Source organism: Azonexus sp. (assembly GCF_041909095.1).
Classification (GTDB): Bacteria; Pseudomonadota; Gammaproteobacteria; order Burkholderiales; family Rhodocyclaceae; genus Azonexus.
In genome coordinates this window covers 160,762-183,001 of sequence record NZ_JAYREB010000007.1, presented here as the reverse complement: position 1 = coordinate 183,001, position 22,240 = coordinate 160,762, and the positions used below count along the sequence as shown (strand labels likewise).

Annotated in this window: 22 protein-coding genes; all 22 read right to left on the bottom strand. The window is 54.6% G+C overall.

Features of this window, described 5'->3' with window-relative positions:
- Positions 1-88: 88 nt before the first annotated feature.
- The 22 genes from ACE3OV_RS13965 to ACE3OV_RS13860 all read right to left on the bottom strand — a co-directional run bounded on the left by ACE3OV_RS13965 (position 89) and on the right by ACE3OV_RS13860 (position 22,158).
- Complete coding sequence (locus ACE3OV_RS13965; protein ID WP_374327926.1) at positions 89-502, bottom strand: hypothetical protein; 414 nt, start codon at positions 500-502, stop codon at positions 89-91.
- 4 nt (positions 503-506) lie between these two features.
- Positions 507-1,949, bottom strand: a complete 1,443-nt coding sequence (locus ACE3OV_RS13960) for a mannose-1-phosphate guanylyltransferase/mannose-6-phosphate isomerase (protein WP_374327924.1) — start codon at positions 1,947-1,949, stop codon at positions 507-509.
- Positions 1,949-2,524 (bottom strand): NUDIX domain-containing protein, encoded by a 576-nt coding sequence (locus ACE3OV_RS13955; RefSeq protein WP_374327922.1) that lies wholly within the window; start codon positions 2,522-2,524, stop codon positions 1,949-1,951. The genes ACE3OV_RS13960 and ACE3OV_RS13955 overlap by 1 nt, the downstream gene beginning before the upstream one ends.
- On the bottom strand, positions 2,525-2,854 hold the full coding sequence (locus tag ACE3OV_RS13950; protein WP_374327920.1) for an addiction module antidote protein: 330 nt from the start codon (positions 2,852-2,854) through the stop codon (positions 2,525-2,527).
- Positions 2,851-3,174, bottom strand: a complete 324-nt coding sequence (locus ACE3OV_RS13945; protein ID WP_374327918.1) for a type II toxin-antitoxin system RelE/ParE family toxin — start codon at positions 3,172-3,174, stop codon at positions 2,851-2,853. The genes ACE3OV_RS13950 and ACE3OV_RS13945 overlap by 4 nt, the downstream gene beginning before the upstream one ends.
- Positions 3,175-3,264: 90 nt before the next feature.
- Positions 3,265-4,494: a glycosyltransferase WbuB gene (locus ACE3OV_RS13940; protein ID WP_374327916.1), complete on the bottom strand. Its 1,230-nt coding sequence runs from the start codon at positions 4,492-4,494 to the stop codon at positions 3,265-3,267.
- 40 nt (positions 4,495-4,534) lie between these two features.
- On the bottom strand, positions 4,535-5,719 hold the full coding sequence (locus tag ACE3OV_RS13935; RefSeq protein WP_374327914.1) for a lipopolysaccharide biosynthesis protein: 1,185 nt from the start codon (positions 5,717-5,719) through the stop codon (positions 4,535-4,537).
- A 95-nt stretch (positions 5,720-5,814) separates the two neighbouring features.
- Positions 5,815-7,032 (bottom strand): DUF4874 domain-containing protein, encoded by a 1,218-nt coding sequence (locus tag ACE3OV_RS13930; RefSeq protein WP_374327912.1) that lies wholly within the window; start codon positions 7,030-7,032, stop codon positions 5,815-5,817.
- Positions 7,033-7,038: 6 nt separating this feature from the next.
- Positions 7,039-7,572 (bottom strand): acyltransferase, encoded by a 534-nt coding sequence (locus tag ACE3OV_RS13925; protein ID WP_374327911.1) that lies wholly within the window; start codon positions 7,570-7,572, stop codon positions 7,039-7,041.
- Complete coding sequence (locus tag ACE3OV_RS13920) at positions 7,566-8,708, bottom strand: glycosyltransferase (protein WP_374327910.1); 1,143 nt, start codon at positions 8,706-8,708, stop codon at positions 7,566-7,568. The genes ACE3OV_RS13925 and ACE3OV_RS13920 overlap by 7 nt, the downstream gene beginning before the upstream one ends.
- Before the next feature lie 16 nt (positions 8,709-8,724).
- Positions 8,725-9,711 (bottom strand): NAD-dependent epimerase/dehydratase family protein, encoded by a 987-nt coding sequence (locus tag ACE3OV_RS13915; RefSeq protein WP_374327908.1) that lies wholly within the window; start codon positions 9,709-9,711, stop codon positions 8,725-8,727.
- Positions 9,708-10,904: a glycosyltransferase family 4 protein gene (locus ACE3OV_RS13910; RefSeq protein WP_374327907.1), complete on the bottom strand. Its 1,197-nt coding sequence runs from the start codon at positions 10,902-10,904 to the stop codon at positions 9,708-9,710. Before ACE3OV_RS13910 ends, ACE3OV_RS13915 begins: the two co-directional genes overlap by 4 nt.
- Positions 10,822-11,898 carry a glycosyltransferase family 4 protein gene (locus ACE3OV_RS13905; protein ID WP_374327906.1) on the bottom strand — a complete coding sequence of 359 codons (1,077 nt, stop codon included), beginning with the start codon at positions 11,896-11,898 and terminating at the stop codon, positions 10,822-10,824. Before ACE3OV_RS13905 ends, ACE3OV_RS13910 begins: the two co-directional genes overlap by 83 nt.
- Before the next feature lie 23 nt (positions 11,899-11,921).
- On the bottom strand, positions 11,922-13,199 hold the full coding sequence (locus ACE3OV_RS13900) for a hypothetical protein (protein WP_374327905.1): 1,278 nt from the start codon (positions 13,197-13,199) through the stop codon (positions 11,922-11,924).
- Between the two features lie 64 nt (positions 13,200-13,263).
- Positions 13,264-14,274 (bottom strand): NAD-dependent epimerase, encoded by a 1,011-nt coding sequence (locus ACE3OV_RS13895; RefSeq protein ID WP_374327904.1) that lies wholly within the window; start codon positions 14,272-14,274, stop codon positions 13,264-13,266.
- 7 nt (positions 14,275-14,281) lie between these two features.
- A complete protein-coding gene (gene gmd / locus ACE3OV_RS13890; protein WP_374327902.1) occupies positions 14,282-15,415 on the bottom strand; it encodes a GDP-mannose 4,6-dehydratase in 1,134 nt (377 codons plus the stop codon).
- Between the two features lie 18 nt (positions 15,416-15,433).
- Positions 15,434-16,462 carry a GDP-L-fucose synthase family protein gene (locus tag ACE3OV_RS13885; protein ID WP_374327900.1) on the bottom strand — a complete coding sequence of 343 codons (1,029 nt, stop codon included), beginning with the start codon at positions 16,460-16,462 and terminating at the stop codon, positions 15,434-15,436.
- A gap of 5 nt (positions 16,463-16,467) precedes the next feature.
- A complete protein-coding gene (locus ACE3OV_RS13880; RefSeq protein WP_374327898.1) occupies positions 16,468-17,649 on the bottom strand; it encodes a nucleotide sugar dehydrogenase in 1,182 nt (393 codons plus the stop codon).
- 101 nt (positions 17,650-17,750) lie between these two features.
- A complete protein-coding gene (locus ACE3OV_RS13875; RefSeq protein WP_374327896.1) occupies positions 17,751-19,160 on the bottom strand; it encodes an RNA-binding domain-containing protein in 1,410 nt (469 codons plus the stop codon).
- Between the two features lie 2 nt (positions 19,161-19,162).
- Positions 19,163-19,408, bottom strand: coding sequence for a hypothetical protein (locus ACE3OV_RS13870; RefSeq protein WP_374327894.1), 246 nt, complete (start codon positions 19,406-19,408; stop codon positions 19,163-19,165).
- Positions 19,409-19,701: 293 nt separating this feature from the next.
- Positions 19,702-21,666: an EAL domain-containing protein gene (locus tag ACE3OV_RS13865; protein WP_374327893.1), complete on the bottom strand. Its 1,965-nt coding sequence runs from the start codon at positions 21,664-21,666 to the stop codon at positions 19,702-19,704.
- Between the two features lie 63 nt (positions 21,667-21,729).
- The gene (locus tag ACE3OV_RS13860) at positions 21,730-22,158 is read right to left on the bottom strand and encodes a hypothetical protein (protein ID WP_374327892.1); all 429 of its coding nucleotides are present in this window, start codon (positions 22,156-22,158) and stop codon (positions 21,730-21,732) included.
- Positions 22,159-22,240 lie beyond the last annotated feature (82 nt).

Sequence of the window (22,240 nt, the reverse complement as noted above, 5' to 3'; positions counted from 1 at the left end):
GTTCATTCGCATGCGAAGCGCTATCTTGCGCTTCTCCTTTTGTTGCTCTGGACTGAGCTTGCGGGCGTCTTCTTTATCCATGCCAATATCATACCACAAACGCCCTATATATTTGCCGGGTTAATACCTTGCCGAAGAACTGCGCTCTCGCTGCCATCCGCTCCATAGGATCAGCCCCCGTGTGATAGACACGATCGGATTGCACGATCCCTGTATCGACATCGCCTTCCAGAAGCGTCGCACACACAGCCGCCAGCGTTTGCGGAATCGCGTTATCGCCAGTTGCCTCCTGCGCATGGGGAGAAACGTAAACCAACGCGGGCTTCAATCTCTCACGCAGCCCGCTGACCCAGGTAACCGCCAAATCCACCACCAGCTCCAGCGCGGCATCCTTGTCGCCGGCCTTGGCCTTTTGATACGCATAGTGAGACTTCAGCGGTGCATCATCCCGCCATAAATGCGCAGCGGACAGAGAAAGCGGAAAGCCCTTGGAACGGATCATCGATTTACCGCCCGTAGCGATCCTCAAACCGCACGATGTCATCCTCGCCCAGATAAGACCCGCTCTGCACCTCGATCATCTCCAGCGGCAGCTTGCCGGGGTTTTCCAGACGGTGGGTGGTGCCCAGCGGGATGTAGGTCGATTCGTTCTCCGACACCAGGAAAGTCTCATCGCCCCTGCTCACCCGCGCCGTGCCCGTCACCACGATCCAGTGCTCGGCGCGGTGGTGGTGCATCTGCAGCGACAGGACGCCGCCCGGATTGACCACGATGCGTTTGACCTGAAAACGCGGACCGCAATCGATGCTGTCGTACCAGCCCCAGGGCCGATGCACCTTGCGGTGGGAACTGGTCTCCGAACGCCCCGCCGCTTTCAGCTGGCCGACCACATCCTTCACCTTCTGGATCTGCCGGCGGTCCGCCACCAGGATGGCATCGTCGGTTTCCACCACCACCACATCCTGCAGCCCCACCGTTGCCACCAGCCGGCTGCTCGCCATCACCAGCGAATTGGCGGTATCCACCGCCAGCACATCGCCCTTGAAAACATTGCCGGCCGCGTCCTTGTCGCCGATCTCCCACAGCGCACTCCAGGCGCCAACGTCCGACCAGCGCGCATCCAGCGGCACCACCGCCACCTCGCCGGTATTCTTGCCGGCCGCCGTCAGCGGCTCCATCACCGCGTAGTCGATCGACTCCGCCGGGCAAGCCGCAAACGCCGCCTGGTCCGGCCGCACGAAATCCATGTCCTGCTGCCGACCGGCAAACGCCGCCTCGCACGCCGCCAGAATATCCGGCCGGCACTGCGCCATCCTGGCCAGCCACACCGACGCCTTGATCACGAAAATGCCGCCGTTCCACAAATACCGGCCGCTGTCCAGGTAGCCCTGGGCCGTGGCCTGATCCGGCTTCTCGACAAACTGCTCGACCAGGCTGGCGCCCTCGCCCAGCGGCTCGCCCACGCGGATATAGCCATAACCGGTTTCCGGTGCCGTCGGGCAGATACCGAAAGTCACCAGCCTGCCCGCATCCGCCAGCGGCAAAGCCACCGCCACCGCCGCCCGGAAAGCCGCCTCATCCTGGATCACGTGATCCGCCGGCATGATCACCAGCACCGGGTCATCCCCATCCGCCCGCGCCAGCAATGCCCCCAGCGTCAAAGCCGGCGCCGTGTTGCGCCCGCAGGGTTCCAGCAACATCCCGCCATGTACCACGCCAATCTGGCGCAACTGCTCGGCCATCAAAAACCGGTATTCCTCGTTGCCGATCAAGATCGGCGCCGCCAACCCGGCCCCCGCCAGCGGCAAACCATTCAGCCGCTGCACCGTGGCCTGCAACATCGAGCTCTCACCCGCCAGGCTCAGCAACTGCTTGGGAAACTGCTCGCGCGACAGCGGCCACATCCGGGTGCCGGAACCGCCACACAGGATCAAAGGTTGAACGTTCATCAAATCACTCCAGGAAAACTCAATTCTTCCGCCACCCAGCGCAAATACGGCTGAACATAGGCATGCGAAGGCTGCTCATGCGCCGCATCTTCAGCCGGGCTGAGCCAGCGCCAGGCACCGTGCTGGGCCAGATAAGCCGCCTGCGGCCCATCCACCGCCTGCAGCTTGCCCGGCAAGGCCAGTTTCAAGGCCACCGACTCGGCAGCATCCAGCACCAGACAATGCGGCAAATTCACGTAATGCGTCGGCGTGCTCGCGCAAAACGCGCTATCCGGGTAGAAATGGTCCCACACGCCCATCAACCGCGCCCGCCCCGCCCAGTCCTGCGCCGTCGCCTCGTCCACACCCAGCTCAACCGCCGCCACCCGCGCCAGCGCAGCCTGCCAAGGCTCGCCCTTGCGAATCCGCCCACCCGGCGTAAACCAGCAATGCCGCGCCGGCGCATTCTCGCGCCAGCCGGTCAACACCCGGCCATCGACATCCACCACCACCCAGTCCACCGACACCAGCGGCAAAGCCTGCATGGCGCTGTGGAATTCTGCTTGCGATAAATCCTTAAACTGCAACGTGCTCACCTACGCATGCGCGTGATGTTCTGGCTCAACAGAAAGCCGCATCCCCACCGTTTTCAACACGGCCAACAGCGTTTTTAGTGTCGGATTCCCCTTGGGCGAAAGTGCACGGTAAAGCGCCTCCCGGCTGATCCCTGCCTCCGCAGCCACCGCACCGAGTCCGCCATAGGCCTCAGCCACCGTACGTAGCGCCAGCAAACCCGCTGCCCGGTTATCCGGATCATCCAGCGACTCCATTGCCGCCTTCAAATACTCCACCGCTAACTCACGATCAGCCCGCAACTCGGCAAGTTCCAACTCATGATGAGACACCACTGCCTTCACCTTGCTCATACCTGTCTCCTTTTCCATTCAGCCCAAAGGTCCTTGGCGCGCTTGATATCTGCAGCCTGGCTGCCCTTGTCACCACCGCAAAGCAACAACACGACGGCTTTCCCATGTCGGCCGCAATAAACCCGGTACCCAGCACCTACATGAACGCGCAACTCGATAACACCTTCGCCCACAGACTCGACATCGCCAAGATTGCCCGCCTGAACCTGGCGCAACCGAATACGAATACGCGCCTGCGCCACCTTGTCACGCAAGCCATTCAACCATTCAGAAAACGGTTCCCGGCCGTCATCACGTTGATAGCGAAGCAGTTCAATCATAGCAAAACTGTAGTTTAAAAGTTACACGCTCTGGATTGCTTCACTTCGAAATTTCGGCAAAATCCGTCGATAGTGCCTTGGGTGTCGTCATCAATGCACCTTCCCGCTCAACTTCAACAACTCCGCCTCGAACCGCCGCAACACCGCGTCCTTGTCCAGGTTTTCTTCCGCATAGCGCCGCGCTGCATTACCAAAACACGCACGCTGCTCAGCGTCACCCGCCAACACAGCAATCGCATCGGCGAACACATCCGCCTGTTCCGGCGGCACAACCCGACCACAGCCTTCCACCACCCGCGCCACCTCGGTACCGGGATGCGCCGTAACCACCACCGGGCGGCCGCTCGCCAGCATGCCCGTCAATTTGGACGGCATCACCAGATCAGCCGCATCCGCCCGCTGGGGCAGCAAATGAATGTCGGCACATGTGAGCAAATCGCCCAGGCGCTCCAGCGGCTGCAAATCCAGGAAGGTCACATTCGGCAAACCCGCACAACGCACCTCCAGATCGGCCCGCCCCGCACCATTGCCGCAAAACACAAAGCGTAGTTTGGGGCTGCTCACCAGCAAACGCGCCGCATCGGCCAGAATCTCCAGCCCCTGCTTGTTCCCCATATTGCCGGAATACAGCGCCACCACATCGTCGGCCGCAAAACCCAACTCTGCCCGGTAGCTACCCCCCGCCAAGCGGGGATGAATGGAAGAAATATCCACCCAGTTAGGAAACATCACCGCCCGATCCGCCCGCCCCCCCTTGCTCAAGGCACGGTCCAGCATTCGACCGGAAATGGTCGACACCACATCAAAACGCTTGAAAATGAAGCGCTCAACGGCCAGGACAAAACGTTTGATCCGCTCCCCCTTGAGCAAGCCAAGATCAAAGGCCGCATCCACCTCGTAATCCTGCACATGCAACCAGACCGGCGCCCCGCTCAAACGAGCAGTCAACCACGCACCGGGCGCGCAAAAAAAAGCTGGGGCTACCACCCACACCACATCCGGGCGCCAGAACACCTGACGCAACATCACAGGCAATGAAGAAAGCGCGAAAGACCCCAAATGGATCAAGCGCTTCAAGCCAGAAGGACGATCCGGCACCCACAACGGACAACGATGAACATCTACCCCTGCGAGTAGTTCGCGACGATACAAAGTTACAGAATAGCCCTCGCCTACCTTCCAATCCGGGTAATACGGTGGAGCCGTAACTACACGCACCTTATGACCGGCATTAGCCAGCCAAGCAGCCATTTCGCCGCTATATTTGCCGATGCCGGTAAGTTCGGGGGGGTAGTTGAGCGAGTAGAGGACAACCCTCATTGACGGCACCTTATCCGGCCGACATCCACACATTCGTCATTCACTCTAGCGCTCCCTTATTGCCAAATCGACGCAGTACGATGTGATATTGGTAGACCAAGAAAAATACGTATGTACCCGAGGCAATCAATCTAGCGACAGAAACACCTAATTCGCCAAAAAACACGCCAGCAGGAATTCCCACCAAGAAAGCCGAAGCACAGACGATACACGCGAGCTTGAGCAGGAACGATGTATCTCGATTCGCCAAATAGTAACGGTTATACACATCCCCCATTCCGTGCAGAAGGGCCGCGATGCCGCATAGTTGAGCAGGAACCGTTGCCGAAGCGTAACGTTCACCATAAAGAATATGTATTGCCAATGGCGCCGCAAAATAAAATATCAACCCCATAATTAATACGGCAACCCAAGCGAATTGGAGCACCTTCGCAGGAAAACCAGGCGCCCCAGGAAGACGACTAAAGTAGGCTGTACCCACTGCGCTAGGTAGCATTGTCAATGGTGAAGTTACCGTCACTGCCAATGCAAAAACAGCTACTTCAACCGGTGTCTTGGCACCTTGTAATACAAAAATACCTGCTTGAGCTGTTAGTGCAGCCAAAAAAGTACCCAAGTACACATTTAAGCCGAGATTTCGGTTACGTTTGAATAAATATGCATGGGCGATTCTGTGTGGCCTTAGCGCAAGACCATGTCGCGACACCAGAACCCAAACGACAAAGGCTTGCGAGAAAAAATATAAGGTGGCACAGAGCGATACATCCAGAGCCAAGTTTAACAACCATGAAGCCGCAAGTAACAGCAGGAATAGCGCTGTCGGCGCAGCGTTTAGTACAGCCAAACCGACGAAATTACCTCTTGCACGCAATACCTCTTGCAGCAGTATTGGCCACACCATTGCACTACCCAGAAGGGCTGCTAACATCCAGAGATATGAATTGGCCTGTGCGCTATTTGCAAGCAATGCAACACCTACACCGATAGTGCAACCAGCTGCTGCCAGCCATGCTTGCGTGCTAGCACCACGGGCCACCATTTTCCGAAATGTGCCGCCACCCCGGCCAGCCAGCAAGACTCCTGCCGATGAAAACAGACCCAGCGTGAGCGCGCCAGCAAGCACCGTGACAACACTGATGACAAAACGGTACAGACCAAAATCGCTTTCCGTCATCAGCCTTGCGGATAGGCTACTCGTAGCCAGACCAAAGACGAGCGCCAACATCAACGATCCGTAAATGTACAAAACACCTCGTCGTACGCTGACAGTGAAACTTGGTTTGGTCATAAATTGGCTTGTTAATGTGATGGCGGCAGTACTTAATGTGCAGGTCCAGGCACGTGCAGGAGGTTGCCTGTTGTATTGGAAAACTGGACTTTATCGTCCGTTTCCAATGAAAGCACTTCCGATCTCCAATCCCACGACATGCCTAAATTAATTTGAATGCGATTGGTTGAATCTGGTGCAAAATCCATCAAATCAGCAACTTTCAGAATACGACGACCGTTCGCCACCAAATATAAGGGACGAGAAATACGGGACTGCCCCCAACCCACATTGTCAATCCGCAACGCCAGCTTGGTGCCGTCACTTGTCAGCTTGACTTCACGAATAACGTAACGGTACCCAAGGTGACGCCGAAGGTCCTCCAGACAACCTTCGGCTGCCCATCGCTCAATCGTCGGCGTAAAAAAACCGGCATGAAGTAGATTCAATTGAATTGCTTTAAAGTAGGTGGTCATATTGACGCATGAATAATCAGATCGAGGCGGAAGGCTACACGTTTCACCCGAAATCACCGTCACTTCCCTAGAATTCATATTTTCATCGTCATAGGCACCAAGACAGTCATTCCAATAACCAACCAAAGGTTGCTGACTCAGCACTTCCGGGTTGCGTCGTACATATTCCCGCAGCGCACTCGGATAACGAGCCAAAACCAAGATATTGGTCGCCTTCAATTCTGCCCGCCACTGGGCAACAACAGCAGCAACTCCGCGATGGGTCTGCTTGTCAGGCGTGTCGCCGTGCTGCTCCCCCCAAAACCCAATTAGCCCTGACTCCACCGCGAAAACGGCTTTGGAGTGCCGTCTGAGCACTTCCGCCAACTGGCGAATGTGTGTTGACATCATTTCTGGTGAAGCGGTACGCGCTCGTCGCAAAGTTAATCCCGAGGAGACCAAGTCGGCTGATGGGTAATCATAGATAAACCTGACAACGAGGCGCTGCCCAGCATGAGCAACAACATTTAGGCTTTGGGAGAAATACTTTAACTCTTCTTCAGGTATTGGCTGACCAATAAAACGATCCAGAACAAAATATACCCTACTGTTTTTAATATCCGATGCCGGCAGAACAAATCGAAGTGAGTTATCCACTCGTATCTGGTTGAACATGCCCCTGTCTGGGTTTGGGGTGTCGACGTTGGTCTCGTAGAAATCTATCGATGATGACAACCAGTCAAACAAGAGGAATGACGGGTTGGACAGTAATGAAACCAGCCCAACAACTAGTGCGATGGTATATATATTATTCACCAATATTCAAGCAGGCATCTTTGGCGCAAGATGCTCGCAATGTTTAACAATCTGCTGTGATCGATTAATTTCCGGGTCAAGTAATACGCCATTCTTCAGCAGCCCTTCTTTATAAACATCGATAGATTTGATAATTCGCGCGGGAACACCAACAACCACAACATTAGACGGGATTGATCTGCTAACTAAGCTGCAAGCCCCAATCACCACATTGTCGCCGATAGACACCCCAGGAAGAATAGTGACAGAACTACCAACAAAAACGTTATTGCCTATCTTAATCTTTCCAAAAACGTTCAACCCCGGATATTCCTTACGAAAAAGTCGAGCACCACCGTCGTGCGTGATGAAGGTCACACCTTGGGCAAGAGTAATATCGTTACCCAACTCGACAAGATATGGTTCTGAGCCGAAGTTGATTGCGCCGGCATATCGGTTTCTTTCGCCAGTCTTAACACCTAGCAACCGTCTATACCACACTGGCCTGCGATGCTCAGGGAGAACTCTTGTTAAAACGAATAGCAATATACGTTTTAACATTTCAATAGCGACTGGAGATTTTTCACTTGGGCGCGCGCATCAAACAGCTTTGCTCCAAGGCAGAGCCCTTTGTGGGCGATGCTTTCAATATCCGAACTATCCATTAGTGAGAATTTCATCATACCCGCATACTCAACAACATCATATTTATCGGTCAGCAACGCATCAGTACCGTGTGTAAAGTGCCGTCCCACTTCACCAATTCCGCAACTGATTATTGGCCTACCTGAGGCTAAATATTCTGTAATTTTTTGGGGGTAGCGGGCGATATCTTGGTGAATATTTCTAAGGGGAATTAATAACGCATGAGCCCCCTTATAAAACCCAATAAGCTTATCATAGTCAAGCTGAGAAAATAAACCAATAGCATCATTCATTTCACATGCATTACGAATTCGATCGGATGGGTCTCCATTCAAAACAAGAATCAAATCTACATTTGGCACACCAGCACTTAAGAAAGCCTCAATAACGAACCAAGCAACATCCTCATAGGCAAGTGAAGCACAGTATAAAAAATATGGGCGGTCGCGATTTATCCGAGGAATCTTTGCAATCCGATCAAACTTACAAACAGGTGGAATAACAACCACTTTTGCCCCAGAGTTAACTACAACAATTGAATTTTTAATCAAGGTGCTTATAGCAACGAACTTAACAAATAGGCGCGGCGCAAAAAACTCAAACACCAGATCATTTAGTCTGAGAATAGGGCTCCGATTCATGAAACTAGATCGACACTCAACCACATGCAGGACACACTGAGCACGCACCAATTTCGCGACAAAGTAGTAAAACACCAAATCCAGGGAAAACTGGCTATAAATATTGACAAAGGCGATAGATCCCGAGCTCTTGAGTTTGATAATTCGAATAAACTCACGAGGAACAGAAGCCAGTCGAACCAACTGTCGTTTGAGCCACGATGATTCTCTCCGCAATCCTGATACATTGATAGTTCTGAACTCTGGTTGTGGTAACTCAGGTTCGTTCACGCGCAAGACAGGGTGTCGGTTTACAAATATAACTTCGTATCCAAGACTAGCTGTCATTTCTGCCAAAGCTTGGTAGCGGTTAGCTGTAGCGGAATCCGTACGGGGATAGCTGGACTGGCCGCAAAAAAGTGAAATAGCCATGATTTTATAAGGCCGCTCAATGGCCCTTATTCTCAAAAAACGAAGTGCGCAACCATTCAACAGTCTTGGCGTTGCCTTGCGCCCGGCTGAAAGGCAATGTATCTCCCATCAGTTCGTGAAGAGCTCCCATGTCATGGACATTATCGGTGGTCATATTTCTCAAGCGAAAGGAGGTCATCGGAAACCTGATACCTGCCACCTTTAGCACATCCCCCAGTAGCGCGAAACCTTTGAACACAGCCCCTGGCACACTTGGAACTTGGTAAGGAACAAATTCGGCAATTTCGTCGGCCCACTCGTTGATAACGTAGGGCGGCCAGTCGCCCAAATAGAGGGTCTTTCCCCTCAGGATTTCCGCGTGTTCCAGGATCGAAAGGATTTGGGCAACGGTATTGCCTACGTAGCCGTAAGTTTTACGTGTGTTACTGCCTGCGATGTGGAAATAGCGCTTCGACAGAACGACGTTAAAAAAATCAACATAAGGGATTCCAAACCACGGCCCCCATATGGAGGTTGGGCGGGTGATGATCCATGGGTAGTTTGGGTTGGCTGCCCTGACGATTTGTTCGCCAATGACCTTGCTCTCCCCGTAGACGGTGTGTGGCTGATAGTCCGTATCGGAGGCTGGTTGATACCCCGGCAAACAAACGTACATGGACGAAGTAAAAATCGCTGGCCCAGAAAAACAGGTGGTATCCAACGCCTCAAGCAACCGAGATGTTCCATCAGTATTGCTGGTGTAGTCGCTGATACTGCTGCCATCCAGATCAGTACGGGCAGCTAGGTGAATGACTGCGTCGGGCTGAAACTTCTTGAGCACATCAACCAACCCGGCGCCATCGCGGACATCGGCCAACTTCCAGTTGCTGCGGTGGGTTTCCAATTTTGGTGGAACCAGATCCAAGCTGACAATCGCCTTTTCCGAACTGCCGCGTAGTTGCTCAATCAGGTTCGTGCCAATGAATCCAGAGCCGCCAGTAACTAAAATACGATTGAAACTCACGCAATCATCTCCCTATAGATTGCCTCATAGCCTCTGGTCATTATCTGGGCGTGGAACAGAGTCTGGAAGTTCTCCCGTATTCCCGCACGTACGAATTCGGTATCCTGCTCCAGAAGGGTCTTAACCCCAGCGATTAAGCTCTCTGGAGACGTAGGGTCAAACGTCTGAGCGACAAACCGGTCGCATATCTGTATGACAGAACGATGCGATGGAATATCGGATAGCAAGCTTGGCATGCCGACTGACATAGCCTCCAGCAAGCTATTAGCCAAACCCTCAGTGGCTGATGGCGAAATGTAATAGTCGCACCCAGCCAGAAATGGGCGAATATCACTGTGGAATCCCATTAGGTGAATGTGTTTATTCGGTATTGTCCGAAGCATAGCCTCATCAGGCCCATTACCGACTACTACCAAATCTATTTGTGGCATATTTAACGCGGCAAATGATCGCACAAGCTCTTGAATACGCTTTTCGGCAGATAGCCGGCCAACAAAGAGTAGATGGCGTTTGCTAGGATCCAGACCCAAACACTCAAGTGCAGTGTTGCGGTCCCCGCAATGCGCCAAGCTCATCGGCTCAATCCCGTTGTTAACGGCGGGGAACGTGAGCCCTTTCTTCTCTAGGTACTCGGCTGCCACACTATCTGCGCATGCTATGGGCTGATCAATAAGGCGTAGTGCCAGATTAGAGCCTGCCGTAATGATGGGACCTTTGATTGCGCCGTGAATTACTTTGAACTGGGTATCTGGGTAGCCGTGAACGGTATAGGCTAACTTAACGCTACGAGGAGTTGCCGCGACAAGAAAAAACAAACTGCGCGGACAGTGAGCATGAGCGATCTGGAAGTGGCCGGTGAGCATAAGATGCCGGAAAGCCCTCGCTCTATGAAGTGTTCCGGTTGGCTTAGCCTGAATCGTATCCATGAGTTGAATGATAGGCACGCTAATCGACTGAAACTCAGCTAGCAACGAACTGCTTTTCTCAGCAGTAAAAGTCACAACCGTTGGATCGAATTGGCTCCGATCAAGGTTGCGTACAACGTTCAGTAGAACCCGTGTAGGGCCCTCGTTAGCAAGCGAGGAGATCGCGTAGAGAATCTTGATAGGCTTACAAACATTCATGATATATATGAAGAAATTCGGACGACATTTTTTGTAGGCTAAATTTGCTTGAGACTGTTCTAGCAGCATTATCGCCAAGCGTGGCACGCAACGAACTGTCGCTAATAAGCTGGTGCAACCGTTCAGCCAAGGTTAATGGATCGTGAGGTGGAACAAGAAACCCGTTATTTCCGTCAGTAACAATCTCGGGGGTACCACCACCGTTCGTAGCAACAACAGGCTTACCCTGGGCCATTATTTCCAAAAGAGCATTCGAAATACCTTCGGCGTGAAAATACGGGTCCGTACATAAAACCCCGATGTCTAAACTGGCAATGAAGCTATCGATCTCGCGAATAAAACCCATAAAAACCAAGGAATCATCGCAGCGCTCCAACGCATAAGCTTTAATCGCCTCCATATCCTCACCTTGGCCTACAATATACGCATTAAATTTGACGCCACGAGATTTTAATTCAACCAAAGCATCAACATATGTTCTGTAGTCCTTTTGACGATCTAGACGTCCAATCATAGCAATCTGAACAACTCCACCTTTTGACGGCGCAGCACAAAGAGAATCAAGCCGTGATTCATCAAACCCATTATAAATAATTACGCGTTTTTTAACTGGAGTCCGATAGGCCTGGTGACCGGCAAGCGAATTGCTAACGATTTTTTCACAAAGAAAAAACCCTATATGCATCGCAAACCAGTTAATAGAAAACAACTTAGGCGATTTAGAATCAACGACAAACGCACCAAGACATGGAATTTTTTTCAACAAACAGATAGGGGCAGTGTAAAAAACACTCATGTATGACCAAGGATTAACCAAATCCGGGCCAATTTCTTTGAGAAGCCGGTAAAGCTTTACAAAGACAGTAAAATCTCGATTGTTCTTGCGCAAAATCTTCACAACCTTAACATTAAGGTTATAGACTTCAGGATAATCAATACGTTCATCCAGCAAGATCAGTGTAATGTCACGGACGCCAAGCCTGTTTAATCCAGAAATTAGCTGAACAATACGACGTTCTCTTCCTCCACCCCAAAGCATATCGTTGATAATTACCAACTTCATCAAAATCGCTCCCGACAAACCAATTATCGATTCGAGACGCCAACGGTGCGATGAACAACCGAAGCACTTTTATCTGCATATGCAAAAAGCCAGTAGGCCCATAAAGCCAAGAATATCGGATGCTCAATCAATGAATAGCTTACCGAAACCATCAAAATTAGCAGCGCCAACAGAGCCGGGCTCGTTGAATTGAATTCACGATTCAAGCGCATAGAGCTAAGCACTGTTGTCAGGAGGAAAAAACCAAGGCCAACGATGCCAAATTTAGCCATTACCTTGCCAACACCAGAGATGGAAACTATATTAAGAAACTGGCTCTCAACAAACATTTCACTATCTCGCCCACCATAACCGGTCCACGGATTATTCAAAAAATCATTAAAATCCAACCTAAAAGACAAAAATCGCTGCGCAGCAATAGGTTTATCAAGGTTCCATGCAGATGTCGCAGCGTATGCTAACTCATCAAGATCTTGAACCCACAAATTAACGATTTTATCTTGCATGAATGGCAATGAAAACAAAAGCAGAGCCAACGCCGTAACCAAGAACGGAACAATAATCCGGACAGAACCTTGAGCGTCTTGAAACATCTTGGCAATTAAAATAACAAAAAATATACTATATCCCGTAGTCGATTGCGAAGACAACAAAGCCAATATCAATACAATTGCACCACGATTACCTTTAAAGCAAAAACCCGTACGATAGAAATTTATAAGCAAACCAAGGCAACAAAAAACAGCAAAAGCACCGGGCTCCCAAGCAAAACCAGAATTCCTTGGAAATAATGAATCAACACCTTCATCAACAACGGTATATAACAATATATACGAATCAATAATATCGCTATACGCCTGCCCCATCACAAAACCACTTAATAATTGCCGCACTGAACCACTAGTCAGAACATCCAGGATCCAAATGAAAAATGCAACGCCTGAAAAGAACGTTATCAATAATTCCAGATGAAATAAAAACCGCTCCTTCATTGCCCGAACAAAACAGTATGCAATCCAAAAATTAAGTGGATACAACACCAAGTGTTTTGGATGCAGCGAACCATAAACGAGCAACTGACATAAAAACAAAATTAAATAGCCAATCATAAAATACATAATCGGCCTAGACACACCCAAGGAATAACGAAAGCTTAGAAAAAGCGCCAAAGCACCCAAAAAAACCGGCACCAAAAGATTTTCCCAAGTCATTGACGAACGTGATAGCGTCGTAACCCCTGTGGCTGAAAACAATAAAACCGCCACCGCAAACCGCTCAAAAACAATCATGTCACGCGCCATAGATATATAAAATAAAGCACCCAAAAAATCACTTACATAAACCAATGACCCACAAAAAATATAATTAACTATTTTTGTAGAATTTCAAATACCAATTCACAAAACCTGCCACACCTTCATTAATTGATACTGATGGTTTGAATCCAATCCAATTTTCAAGCTCTGCGGTTTTTGCAAAAGTGGCTTTCACATCGCCCGCCTGCATCGGCAGATAAATCTTCTCGGCCGGCTTGCCAATGGCGCTTTCCAGCGCACCAATGAAATCCATCAGCGGTACCGGGTCGCTGTTGCCGATATTGAATACCCGGTATGGCGCATTGCTGGTCGCCGGGTCGGCGGTCAGTGGGTCGTAGGTTTCATTGACTTCGGCATCGCGGTCCATGGCCCGGATCACCCCTTCGACGATATCGTCGATATAGGTGAAGTCCCGCTTCATGTCGCCATGGTTAAAGACCTTGATCGGCTCACCCTTGAGAATGGCACCGGCGAACAGGAAGGGCGCCATGTCCGGCCGGCCCCACGGACCATAGACGGTGAAGAAGCGCAGGCCCGTCGTCGGCAGCCGGTAGAGGTGGCTGTAGGTGTGCGCCATCAACTCGTTGGCCTTCTTGGTCGCCGCATACAGGCTGACCGGGTGGTCAACGCTGTCGTGTTCCGAGAACGGCATTTTGGCGTTGCCACCGTACACGCTGGAACTTGAGGCATAGACCAGGTGCTGCACGGCGTTGTGGCGGCAGCCTTCCAGGATGTTTACGAAGCCGACCAGATTGCTGTCGGCGTAGGCGTGCGGGTTGGTAATGGAGTAGCGCACACCGGCCTGGGCAGCCAGGTGAATGACCTTATCGAACTTCTCGTCGACAAACAGTTGGGCAATGGCCGGACGGTCGGCAATGTTCATCCTGACGAAGCGGAAACGCAGCTTGTCGCCGAGCTGAGCCAGCCGCGCTTCCTTGAGGCTGACTTCGTAGTAGTCGTTGAGGTTGTCGATACCGACAACCTCGTCACCGCGTTCCAGAAGGCGCAACGCGGTGTGCATGCCGATGAAACCGGCAGCGCCGGTGACGAGGATTTTCATTGACCAATTACCGTTCTGAGCTTACAGCTACCTCAAACCCGTGCTTTTTGAGGAGTGCATGGCGCTTGGCCGCTTCCAGATCATTCGCGACCATTTCCTCGCACATTTCCTGCACGGTAATTTCCGGCGTCCAGCCCAGCTTGGCTTTGGCCTTGCTCGGGTCGCCAAGTAACGTTTCCACTTCCGCAGGGCGGAAGTAGCGCGGGTCGATCTTGACGATGATGTCGCCGACCTTGAGTGCGGGTGCCTTGTCGCCTTCGATGGCGGCGACGATGCCGACTTCGTCCACGCCCTGCCCTTCAAAGCGCAGGGTCACGCCCAGGTGTTCGGCACTCCAGCTGATGAACTGGCGCACGCTGTATTGCACGCCGGTGGCGATGACGAAGTCTTCCGGCTTGTCTTGTTGCAGCATCATCCATTGCATGCGCACGTAGTCCTTGGCGTGACCCCAGTCGCGCAGCGAATCGATATTGCCCATGTACAGGCAGTTTTCCAGCCCCTGGGCGATGTTGGCGAGGCCGCGGGTGATCTTGCGGGTGACGAAGGTTTCGCCACGGCGCGGGCTTTCATGGTTGAACAGGATGCCGTTGCAGGCGTAGAGGCCGTAGGCTTCGCGGTAGTTGACGGTGATCCAGTAGGCGTACATCTTGGCCACGGCATACGGGCTGCGCGGGTAGAAGGGCGTGGTTTCCTTTTGCGGGGTTTCCTGGACCAGGCCGTAGAGTTCGGAGGTGGAAGCCTGGTAGAAGCGGGTTTTCTTTTCCAGGCCAAGGAAGCGGATGGCTTCGAGCAGGCGCAGGGTGCCAATGGCGTCGACATCGGCGGTGTATTCCGGGGCTTCGAAGCTGACGGCGACGTGCGATTGGGCGCCCAGGTTGTAAACCTCGTCCGGTTGAACTTCCTGCAGGATGCGGGTGAGGTTGGAGGTGTCGCTCAGATCGCCGTAATGGAGCTTGAAGCGGGCGTTGTCGATGTGCGGGTCTTCGTAGATGTGATCGACGCGCTGGGTGTTGAACAAGGAGGCGCGGCGCTTGATGCCATGCACTTCGTAACCCTTTTCAAGCAGGAATTCTGCAAGGTAGGAACCGTCCTGGCCGGTAACGCCGGTAATCAGGGCAACTTTCTTGGTTTGAGCGGTCATTGTTGTTTTCCTTGAAGCTTACTTACTGAGGTAATCGTTGTAGGCCTGCTGCAGGCCTTGCTTGAGGTCTATGGTGGCTTTCCAGCCGAGCTTTTCCAGCCGGCTGCTGTCCATGAGCTTCCTGAAGGTGCCGTCGGGCTTGCTGGTGTCGAATTCGATTGCGCCCTGGTAGCCAACGACTTCGGCCACGGTACAGGCGGCTTCCTTGATTGTCAGGTCGCTGCCGTAGCCAACGTTGATGTGGCTGAGCATGGGCTGGGTGTTGGCGTCGTAGGTGGCCTTGTCCAGGTTCATGACGAAGATGCTGGCGGCGGCCATGTCATCGACGTGCAGGAATTCGCGGTAAGGGGTGCCGGTACCCCACAGGGTGACCTTGCCGCTTTGCATCATGGCGCGGATGTCGGCGGGGATTTCACCGTACCTGGCTTCGTCGGCGGCAATGCCGGCGCTGTCACCGGCCTGGGCGAGTTTGCACAGGTGGAGCTTGCGGATCATCGCCGGCAGGACGTGGCTGTTGGCGAGGTGGTAGTTGTCGCCGGGGCCGTAGAGGTTGGTCGGCATCACACTGCGGTAGTCGCGGCCGTACTGGCGGTTGTAGCTTTCGCAGAGCTTGATGCCAGCGATCTTGGCGATGGCGTAGGGTTCGTTGGTGGCTTCGAGTACGCCGGTGAGCAAGGCGTCCTCACGCATGGGCTGCGGTACGGCCTTGGGGTAGATGCAGCTGGAGCCGAGGAAGAGCAGTTGTTGCACGTTGTTGGCGTGCGCGGCCTGGATGATGTTGGCTTCAATCATCAGGTTTTCGTAGATGAACTGCGCCGGGTAGGTGTTGTTGGCGTGGATGCCGCCGACCTTGGCGGCGGCGAGGTAGACCTGGTCGGGCTTTTCGGCGGCGAAGAAGGCGTTGACGGCGGCCTGGTTGGTCAGGTCGAGCTCGGCGTGGCTGCGGGTGACGATGTTCTCGCACCCGGCGGCCTTGAGCTGGCGGACGATGGCGGAACCGACCATGCCACGGTGGCCGGCGACGTAGATTTTGGCTGTTTGGTTCATCTTGATTAATCCCCGCCGAACAGGTCGCGCGTATAGACCTTGGCTTCCACGTCGCGAATGTCGTCGGTCATGCGGTTGGCGATGATGATGTCGGCTTCCTGCTTGAAGGCGGCCAGGTCGCGGATCACCCGCGAGCGGAAGAACTCTTCTTCGGCAAGGTTCGGTTCGTAGATGATGACTTCGATGCCCTTGCCCTTGAGCCGCTTCATGATTCCCTGGATGCTGGAAGCGCGGAAGTTGTCGGAGCCGGCTTTCATGACCAGGCGATAGACGCCGACGACCTTGGGGTTCTTCTTGATGATGTCGAAGGCGATGAAGTCCTTGCGCGTGGTGTTCGCCTCAACGATGGCGTGGATCAGGTTCTGCGGCACTTGCCGGTAGTTGGCGAGTAGCTGCTTGGTGTCCTTGGGCAGGCAGTAGCCGCCGTAGCCGAAGCTGGGGTTGTTGTAGTGGTTGCCGATGCGCGGATCGAGGCAGACGCCTTCGATGATCTGCCGGGTGTCCAGGCCGTTGGTGGCGGCGTAGGTGTCGAGCTCGTTGAAGTAGGCGACGCGCATGGCGAGGTAGGTGTTGGAGAAGAGCTTGACGGCTTCGGCTTCGGTGCTGTCGGTGAACAGCACCGGGATGTCCTGCTTGATGGCGCCTTGCTGCAGCAGCCGGGCAAAGGTCTGGGCGCTTTCGCTCTTTTCGCCGACGATGATGCGTGAGGGGTGGAGGTTGTCGTAAAGCGCCCTGCCTTCGCGCAGGAATTCCGGCGAGAAGATCAGCTTGACCGGCTTGCCGGTGGCGATGGTGAAGGCTTCGCGCACTTTGGCGGTGTAGCCGACCGGCACGGTGGATTTGATGACCAGCGTTGCCGCCGGGTTGATGGCCAGCGCGTCGCGGATCACGGCTTCGACCGAGGCGGTGTTGAAGTAGTTGGTCTCGGGGTCGTAGTCGGTGGGCGTGGCGATGATGACGAAGTCGGCCCCGGCAAAGGCTTCGTGTTTGTCGAGCGTGGCCTTGAGGTTGAGCGGCTTGTTGGCCAGGTAGTCTTCGATTTCAGCATCGACAATGGGCGATTGCTTGCGATTGAGCATCTCGACCTTTTCAGGAAGGATGTCGAGCGCAACGACTTCATTGTGCTGCGCCAGGAGGATGGCGTTGGAGAGTCCGACGTAACCGGTGCCGGCGATGGCGATTTTCATGCTGCTATCCGTTGATCAAAGTTTGAATTGGCTAAAGCTTGTAGCCAACCCCTGGAGAATTCCTGCGGCCATTGGCTGCAGAATTGCCATGGCATGCTGACTCATTGCGCAACCCTCCGGCGGTATTTCTGCAGGCGGCTGTTGGGCGTTTCGGGGCGGGTCATTTCGATGAGGCCTTGTGCCAACAGTTCGCGAATGACTTTGTTCAAGGGGCCCGAAATGGCCTTTTGCCCGAGGCGCTGAGAGATTTCCTGTTTTGAAAGCGCGTCGCTTCCCAGAATTTTCAGCACATGCTCGACCAATGACTCTGGCTGCGACTCTGGCTGCGACTCTGGCTGCGACTCTGGCTGCGACTCTGGCTGCCCCCCCTCAAGTTCAAACACCGCCCACACCCCGCCCTGGGCTTCTTCGATGCTGAAGCGCACTTCCGGGTATTCGGCCATTGCCCGGCGGATTCGAACAAAGCCGCTACCGTATTTTTCGATGACGTTGGTGAGGTAGAAGCCTTCGGCGACAAGTTTGTTGCGCAGGCTGGAGCGGTAGCTGTCTTGTTGAATTTCGGCCACGGTGAGGCCGCCGTAGAAGGTGCCGGGGCTGAAGATGCTGATCTTGTTGTCGAAAATCTTGATCTGGATGTCGTTGGGGTCGGTGTAGCTGCGATGGACAACGGCGTTGATCAGTGCTTCGCGGATGGCGGGCAGCGGGTAGGCAAAGCGTTCCTTGCGTTGCACGCTGCCGTCGAATTCGAAGGCAACGGCAATGTGGGAGACGATAAACTTCATCGACTGTTCGACGACTTCAAACAGGGTGTCGGTGAACTGACGGTCATCGATGATGGTGCTGGGGGTTTTGAAGCGGCCGATGTGGATGTTGTGGCGCAGCGGTTCCTGGGCAAAGAGCAGAACCGCCGCCCAGGTGGGCTGGCCGTTCTTGAGGTAGTTGAGTTTTTGCAGGGCACCCATTGCGTCGCCCTCTTCCAGCGTGAAACGGCCGTGCTGGTTAACCAGGCGAATGAAGCGCCCGATTTTTGCGGTGGAGAGTTGGGCGACGGTATAACCCTGTGCTTCGTAGGCATCCCAGGAGAGTTGCAGGGATTGCAGGTAAAGATCAGCTATTTCGCCGGGGCCGAGCTGATGATTGGAACTGGCGACGCGTTTGTAGTACCGGCCACGGGTTGATACTGGTTTGACCGGGAATTCCTGGATGTCGATTTCGACGATCTGCTTGCCATCGACTTGGTGCAGCGCGATGTCCGGAATCAGTGAAGGGCTGGTGGCTGACTTGATCTGCACCAGCCATTCGTTGAGGGTTTCCTTGCCAACGGTGGTGCCGATGATTTTTCCGGCATCCGATACGCCAACGAGCACCTTTCCACCCCGCGCATTGGCAAACGCGACCAGCGACTCGATGGTCGCTTTGTCGAACGAGGCCTTGAACTCAAGAACCTGCGTTTCGCCGCCTGCCATGAGGTGCATGGTTTGACTAGCCAGATTTTCAAGGGGTGATGGCATGCTCATCCCCAATCAGCCAGATTTTTGGCTGGGCCAGTGCGCGTGTGACAAAGGCGTTGTCGTTGGCAATGCGTTGTTGAAAACAGCGCATTCCCCAGACCTGTTTGCTTGTTCATATCACAGCCCAGGAGACTATCCTGCATTTGCGGGGGTAGAGTCTGTTCTACGGCCAGCGTCGTGAGTTCCAGCAACCTGGCGTTGAACAGCCCGGCATGGCCTGCCCCGGCAATGGATGGTTTCATGGTCATGAAGGTATTGTGATGTTTTGCCACACGAACGCCCCCCAAGCCTTGAATCGGCTATTTTATGCGCCCGGCGTCCGGATTCTGCCACTTAAACCGGCGATGATAAAGCGATATATCGCAGTGCAGCATACCGACATATCAGGCTATGCCTAAAGTAATAGGCAAGAGCGCTTAAATCCTTGTTGCAAAATGATTTTTGGCATTTTTATGGGATTTATCCGGAGGCTTGGCGACAGCCGGTTTTTCAGCGATTTGGCGCGCCGGAATCAGCTTATGACAATCCGCGGATCGTCGAATCAGGCGGACTTGATTTCAAATGATTCAGGCATGCCGAAATGGTAGCCCTGGCCCAGGAGAATGGCATCACTCAGCAGCATGTCCACCTGGGCCGGGTTTTCGACGCCCTGCGCCACGACTTCAACGCCCAGGGAGCGGGCCAGCGTGACCAGCGAACGCAGCAAGGCGTGGGCCACTTCGTTTTGCGGGGCTTCGGCAATCAGCGATGCGTGCAGCTTGATGTAATCCGGCGGCAGGGCGCGCAGCAGCGCCAGTGAGTTGGGGGCCAGGCCAAAGTGATCAATGCCGAAGCGGAAGCCATGCGAGCGCACCAGACCGGCGAAATCGGCGATGGCATCGGGGTCGATGGAGCAGCCGAATTCGCTGATTTCGAAAGACAGCGCGCGCTGCTTGCGCCGCAGCCGCGCCATGCCAACCGTCAGCCACTTCATGAAATCCCGGTTGGCCAGGCTGTGGTTGCTGACATTGACTGCCAGCCCGATGCCATCTTCCTGAGCGCTGACGGCGAGATGCTCGAAAACCAGCGAGAGCAAGGCGCGATCCACTTCGGGCATCAGTTGGTGGCGCATCGCCATCGGCATGAAGAGCGAGGCCGGGACCAGGCTGCCAAGCTGATCGACCAGGCGGGCCATGATTTCCTGCTGGATCTTGCTGCCGTCGGCCAGCAGGACGACGGGCTGGGCCACGAGGCGCCAGCGTTTTTCGGCCAGCGCATCCTGAATCAGCGTGCGCCAGGCTGCCGAGCCGAGCGAACTGGCATCGCCGCCCTGGCCAAGCTGGTGATGCAGCGCGTTATGACCGGATTGACGGGCGCTTTCGATGGCCAGATCGAGCCGGGAGAAGACGCTGGAGCGCCCTTCTCCCGGTGCGAAATGCACGACGCCGATACTGAACGAGCCACGGCCGCCGGCATCGAACGCGGCAAACAGCGTTGCCAGCCGCTCGCGCAGCTGGCGGCAGGCGGCGCTCACGCGCTCCACTTCCGGGTCGAACAGCACGAATGCGAAAGAACTGCCGCCAATGCGCCCGTGGATGGCGTTGTTGCCTTGCAGGATTTCGCGCGCGGCCGCCGCAACCTGGGCCAGCAGTTCGTCGCCGCGCCGGTAACTCGACTCGGTGTTGAAGTCCTTCAGGTTGTTGATGTCGATCCCGATCAGGGCCGCGTCGGAAAATTCGAGGCTGTCAGCGAGCGCCTGACTGAAACGCAGGTCGAAACTACGCCGGTTGTCCAGGCCGGTCAGCTGATCCTGATAGGCTTCGCACCGGTAACCTTCGGCGCGGGCGGATTCTTCGTCGACAATCTCGGCAATCCGCCGCGACATGTCGTTCATGGCGCCGACGACGCGCGACAATTCCTTGGCGCGCGGGCGTTCGGCAATCTGCACGAAACGCTTGCGCTGGATTTCGCTCGCCGAATGCTCGATGGCCGATAGCGGCCGCAGTATCCAGCGCAGCACCATTCCGGTGATGCCAAGCGCGACAAAATAGGCAAGCAGCATCCAGCCGGAGATTTCCAGCGCCGAACGCCACAGATACCGATAGGCATGGGTGGGCTGGGATATCGCCACCACCTTGCCCAGGCGCACCCAACCGCTGTTGAGGAAGGCTTCTCCTGGCGGCGCGTCCAGCGCCAGCAGCGACGAGAACCAGAGCGGCACCCCGTCTATCTTGGCCGGCAGCGCCCTTTCGTACACGACGCTGCCATTCATCGCCAGCACGCTGATGCGCTGGAAATAGCCGCGGTCGAACAGGCTGGCCACCTGCGTTTCCAGCAGGGGCCGATCGCCGGCGCCGAGCGAGCGCGACAGGGGATGCACCAGCGAAGTGGCAGCATCCTGCGCATGCGAACCCAGTTGGTGCTGGAGATAATCTCGCGTACTGCGAATCCCGAGTGTCGCCATGCCGATGAAAACCAGCAGGAAGACCACGGATATTCCAGCAAACAACTGACTGCGCAAGCTCATTGATCGGCCTCAATGAAAAAAAATGGCAGCCTGAGCTGCCATTCTTCGTGAATTCAGGAGGAATCAGGAGCGACTTACGCTGCCACCGCCACCGCCGCCGAAGGTTCCGGTCGGGGTTGCGCCAAAGCTGGTCGGGCCACCACCAATCCCCGTACCGCCGCCGGTACCACCACCGGCTGCCGAGGCCTCGGTGATCTGTGTCGGGTCGGCACCGCCTTCGATCGCGCATTGCACCATCATGCTGCCCTGCGCCCCAACGGCCTTGGCACCGTTGATCACTTCATTGGCATCGTAACCGGCAGCCACCAGCGCGGTGACGGCAGAGCAGGCACCGGCGCCGTTGCCGGTCATCGAATAGACCATGAAGGCCGGGCGCACGCCGGCACCCCTGGCGTCGCTGGCAATGCTGTTCAACGAGGCACCGCGTTGCATTGCCGTGCGGACTTCCTGATCGATCTGGCCGAGGCTCATGCCCGGGGCAAAAGCCGCCATGGATGCAGCACTCCCGGCAACCAGCCCGGCAGCAAGAAGAGTTTTGAACAGTGATTTCATGGCGCCCCCGACAAGATTGGAT

Coding starts and splice junctions, on each gene's coding strand:
- ACE3OV_RS13965 (WP_374327926.1), bottom strand. CDS start 502: ATGATCCGTTCCAAGGGCTTTCCGCTTTCTCTGTCCGCTGCGCATTTA.
- ACE3OV_RS13960 (WP_374327924.1), bottom strand. CDS start 1,949: ATGAACGTTCAACCTTTGATCCTGTGTGGCGGTTCCGGCACCCGGATG.
- ACE3OV_RS13950 (WP_374327920.1), bottom strand. CDS start 2,854: ATGAGCAAGGTGAAGGCAGTGGTGTCTCATCATGAGTTGGAACTTGCC.
- ACE3OV_RS13945 (WP_374327918.1), bottom strand. CDS start 3,174: ATGATTGAACTGCTTCGCTATCAACGTGATGACGGCCGGGAACCGTTT.
- ACE3OV_RS13940 (WP_374327916.1), bottom strand. CDS start 4,494: ATGAGGGTTGTCCTCTACTCGCTCAACTACCCCCCCGAACTTACCGGC.
- ACE3OV_RS13935 (WP_374327914.1), bottom strand. CDS start 5,719: ATGTTGGCGCTCGTCTTTGGTCTGGCTACGAGTAGCCTATCCGCAAGG.
- ACE3OV_RS13925 (WP_374327911.1), bottom strand. CDS start 7,572: ATGTTAAAACGTATATTGCTATTCGTTTTAACAAGAGTTCTCCCTGAG.
- ACE3OV_RS13920 (WP_374327910.1), bottom strand. CDS start 8,708: ATGGCTATTTCACTTTTTTGCGGCCAGTCCAGCTATCCCCGTACGGAT.
- ACE3OV_RS13910 (WP_374327907.1), bottom strand. CDS start 10,904: ATGCTGCTAGAACAGTCTCAAGCAAATTTAGCCTACAAAAAATGTCGT.
- ACE3OV_RS13905 (WP_374327906.1), bottom strand. CDS start 11,898: ATGAAGTTGGTAATTATCAACGATATGCTTTGGGGTGGAGGAAGAGAA.
- ACE3OV_RS13900 (WP_374327905.1), bottom strand. CDS start 13,199: ATGGCGCGTGACATGATTGTTTTTGAGCGGTTTGCGGTGGCGGTTTTA.
- ACE3OV_RS13895 (WP_374327904.1), bottom strand. CDS start 14,274: ATGAAAATCCTCGTCACCGGCGCTGCCGGTTTCATCGGCATGCACACC.
- gmd (WP_374327902.1), bottom strand. CDS start 15,415: ATGACCGCTCAAACCAAGAAAGTTGCCCTGATTACCGGCGTTACCGGC.
- ACE3OV_RS13885 (WP_374327900.1), bottom strand. CDS start 16,462: ATGAACCAAACAGCCAAAATCTACGTCGCCGGCCACCGTGGCATGGTC.
- ACE3OV_RS13880 (WP_374327898.1), bottom strand. CDS start 17,649: ATGAAAATCGCCATCGCCGGCACCGGTTACGTCGGACTCTCCAACGCC.
- ACE3OV_RS13875 (WP_374327896.1), bottom strand. CDS start 19,160: ATGCCATCACCCCTTGAAAATCTGGCTAGTCAAACCATGCACCTCATG.
- ACE3OV_RS13870 (WP_374327894.1), bottom strand. CDS start 19,408: ATGACCATGAAACCATCCATTGCCGGGGCAGGCCATGCCGGGCTGTTC.
- ACE3OV_RS13865 (WP_374327893.1), bottom strand. CDS start 21,666: ATGAGCTTGCGCAGTCAGTTGTTTGCTGGAATATCCGTGGTCTTCCTG.
- ACE3OV_RS13860 (WP_374327892.1), bottom strand. CDS start 22,158: ATGGCGGCTTTTGCCCCGGGCATGAGCCTCGGCCAGATCGATCAGGAA.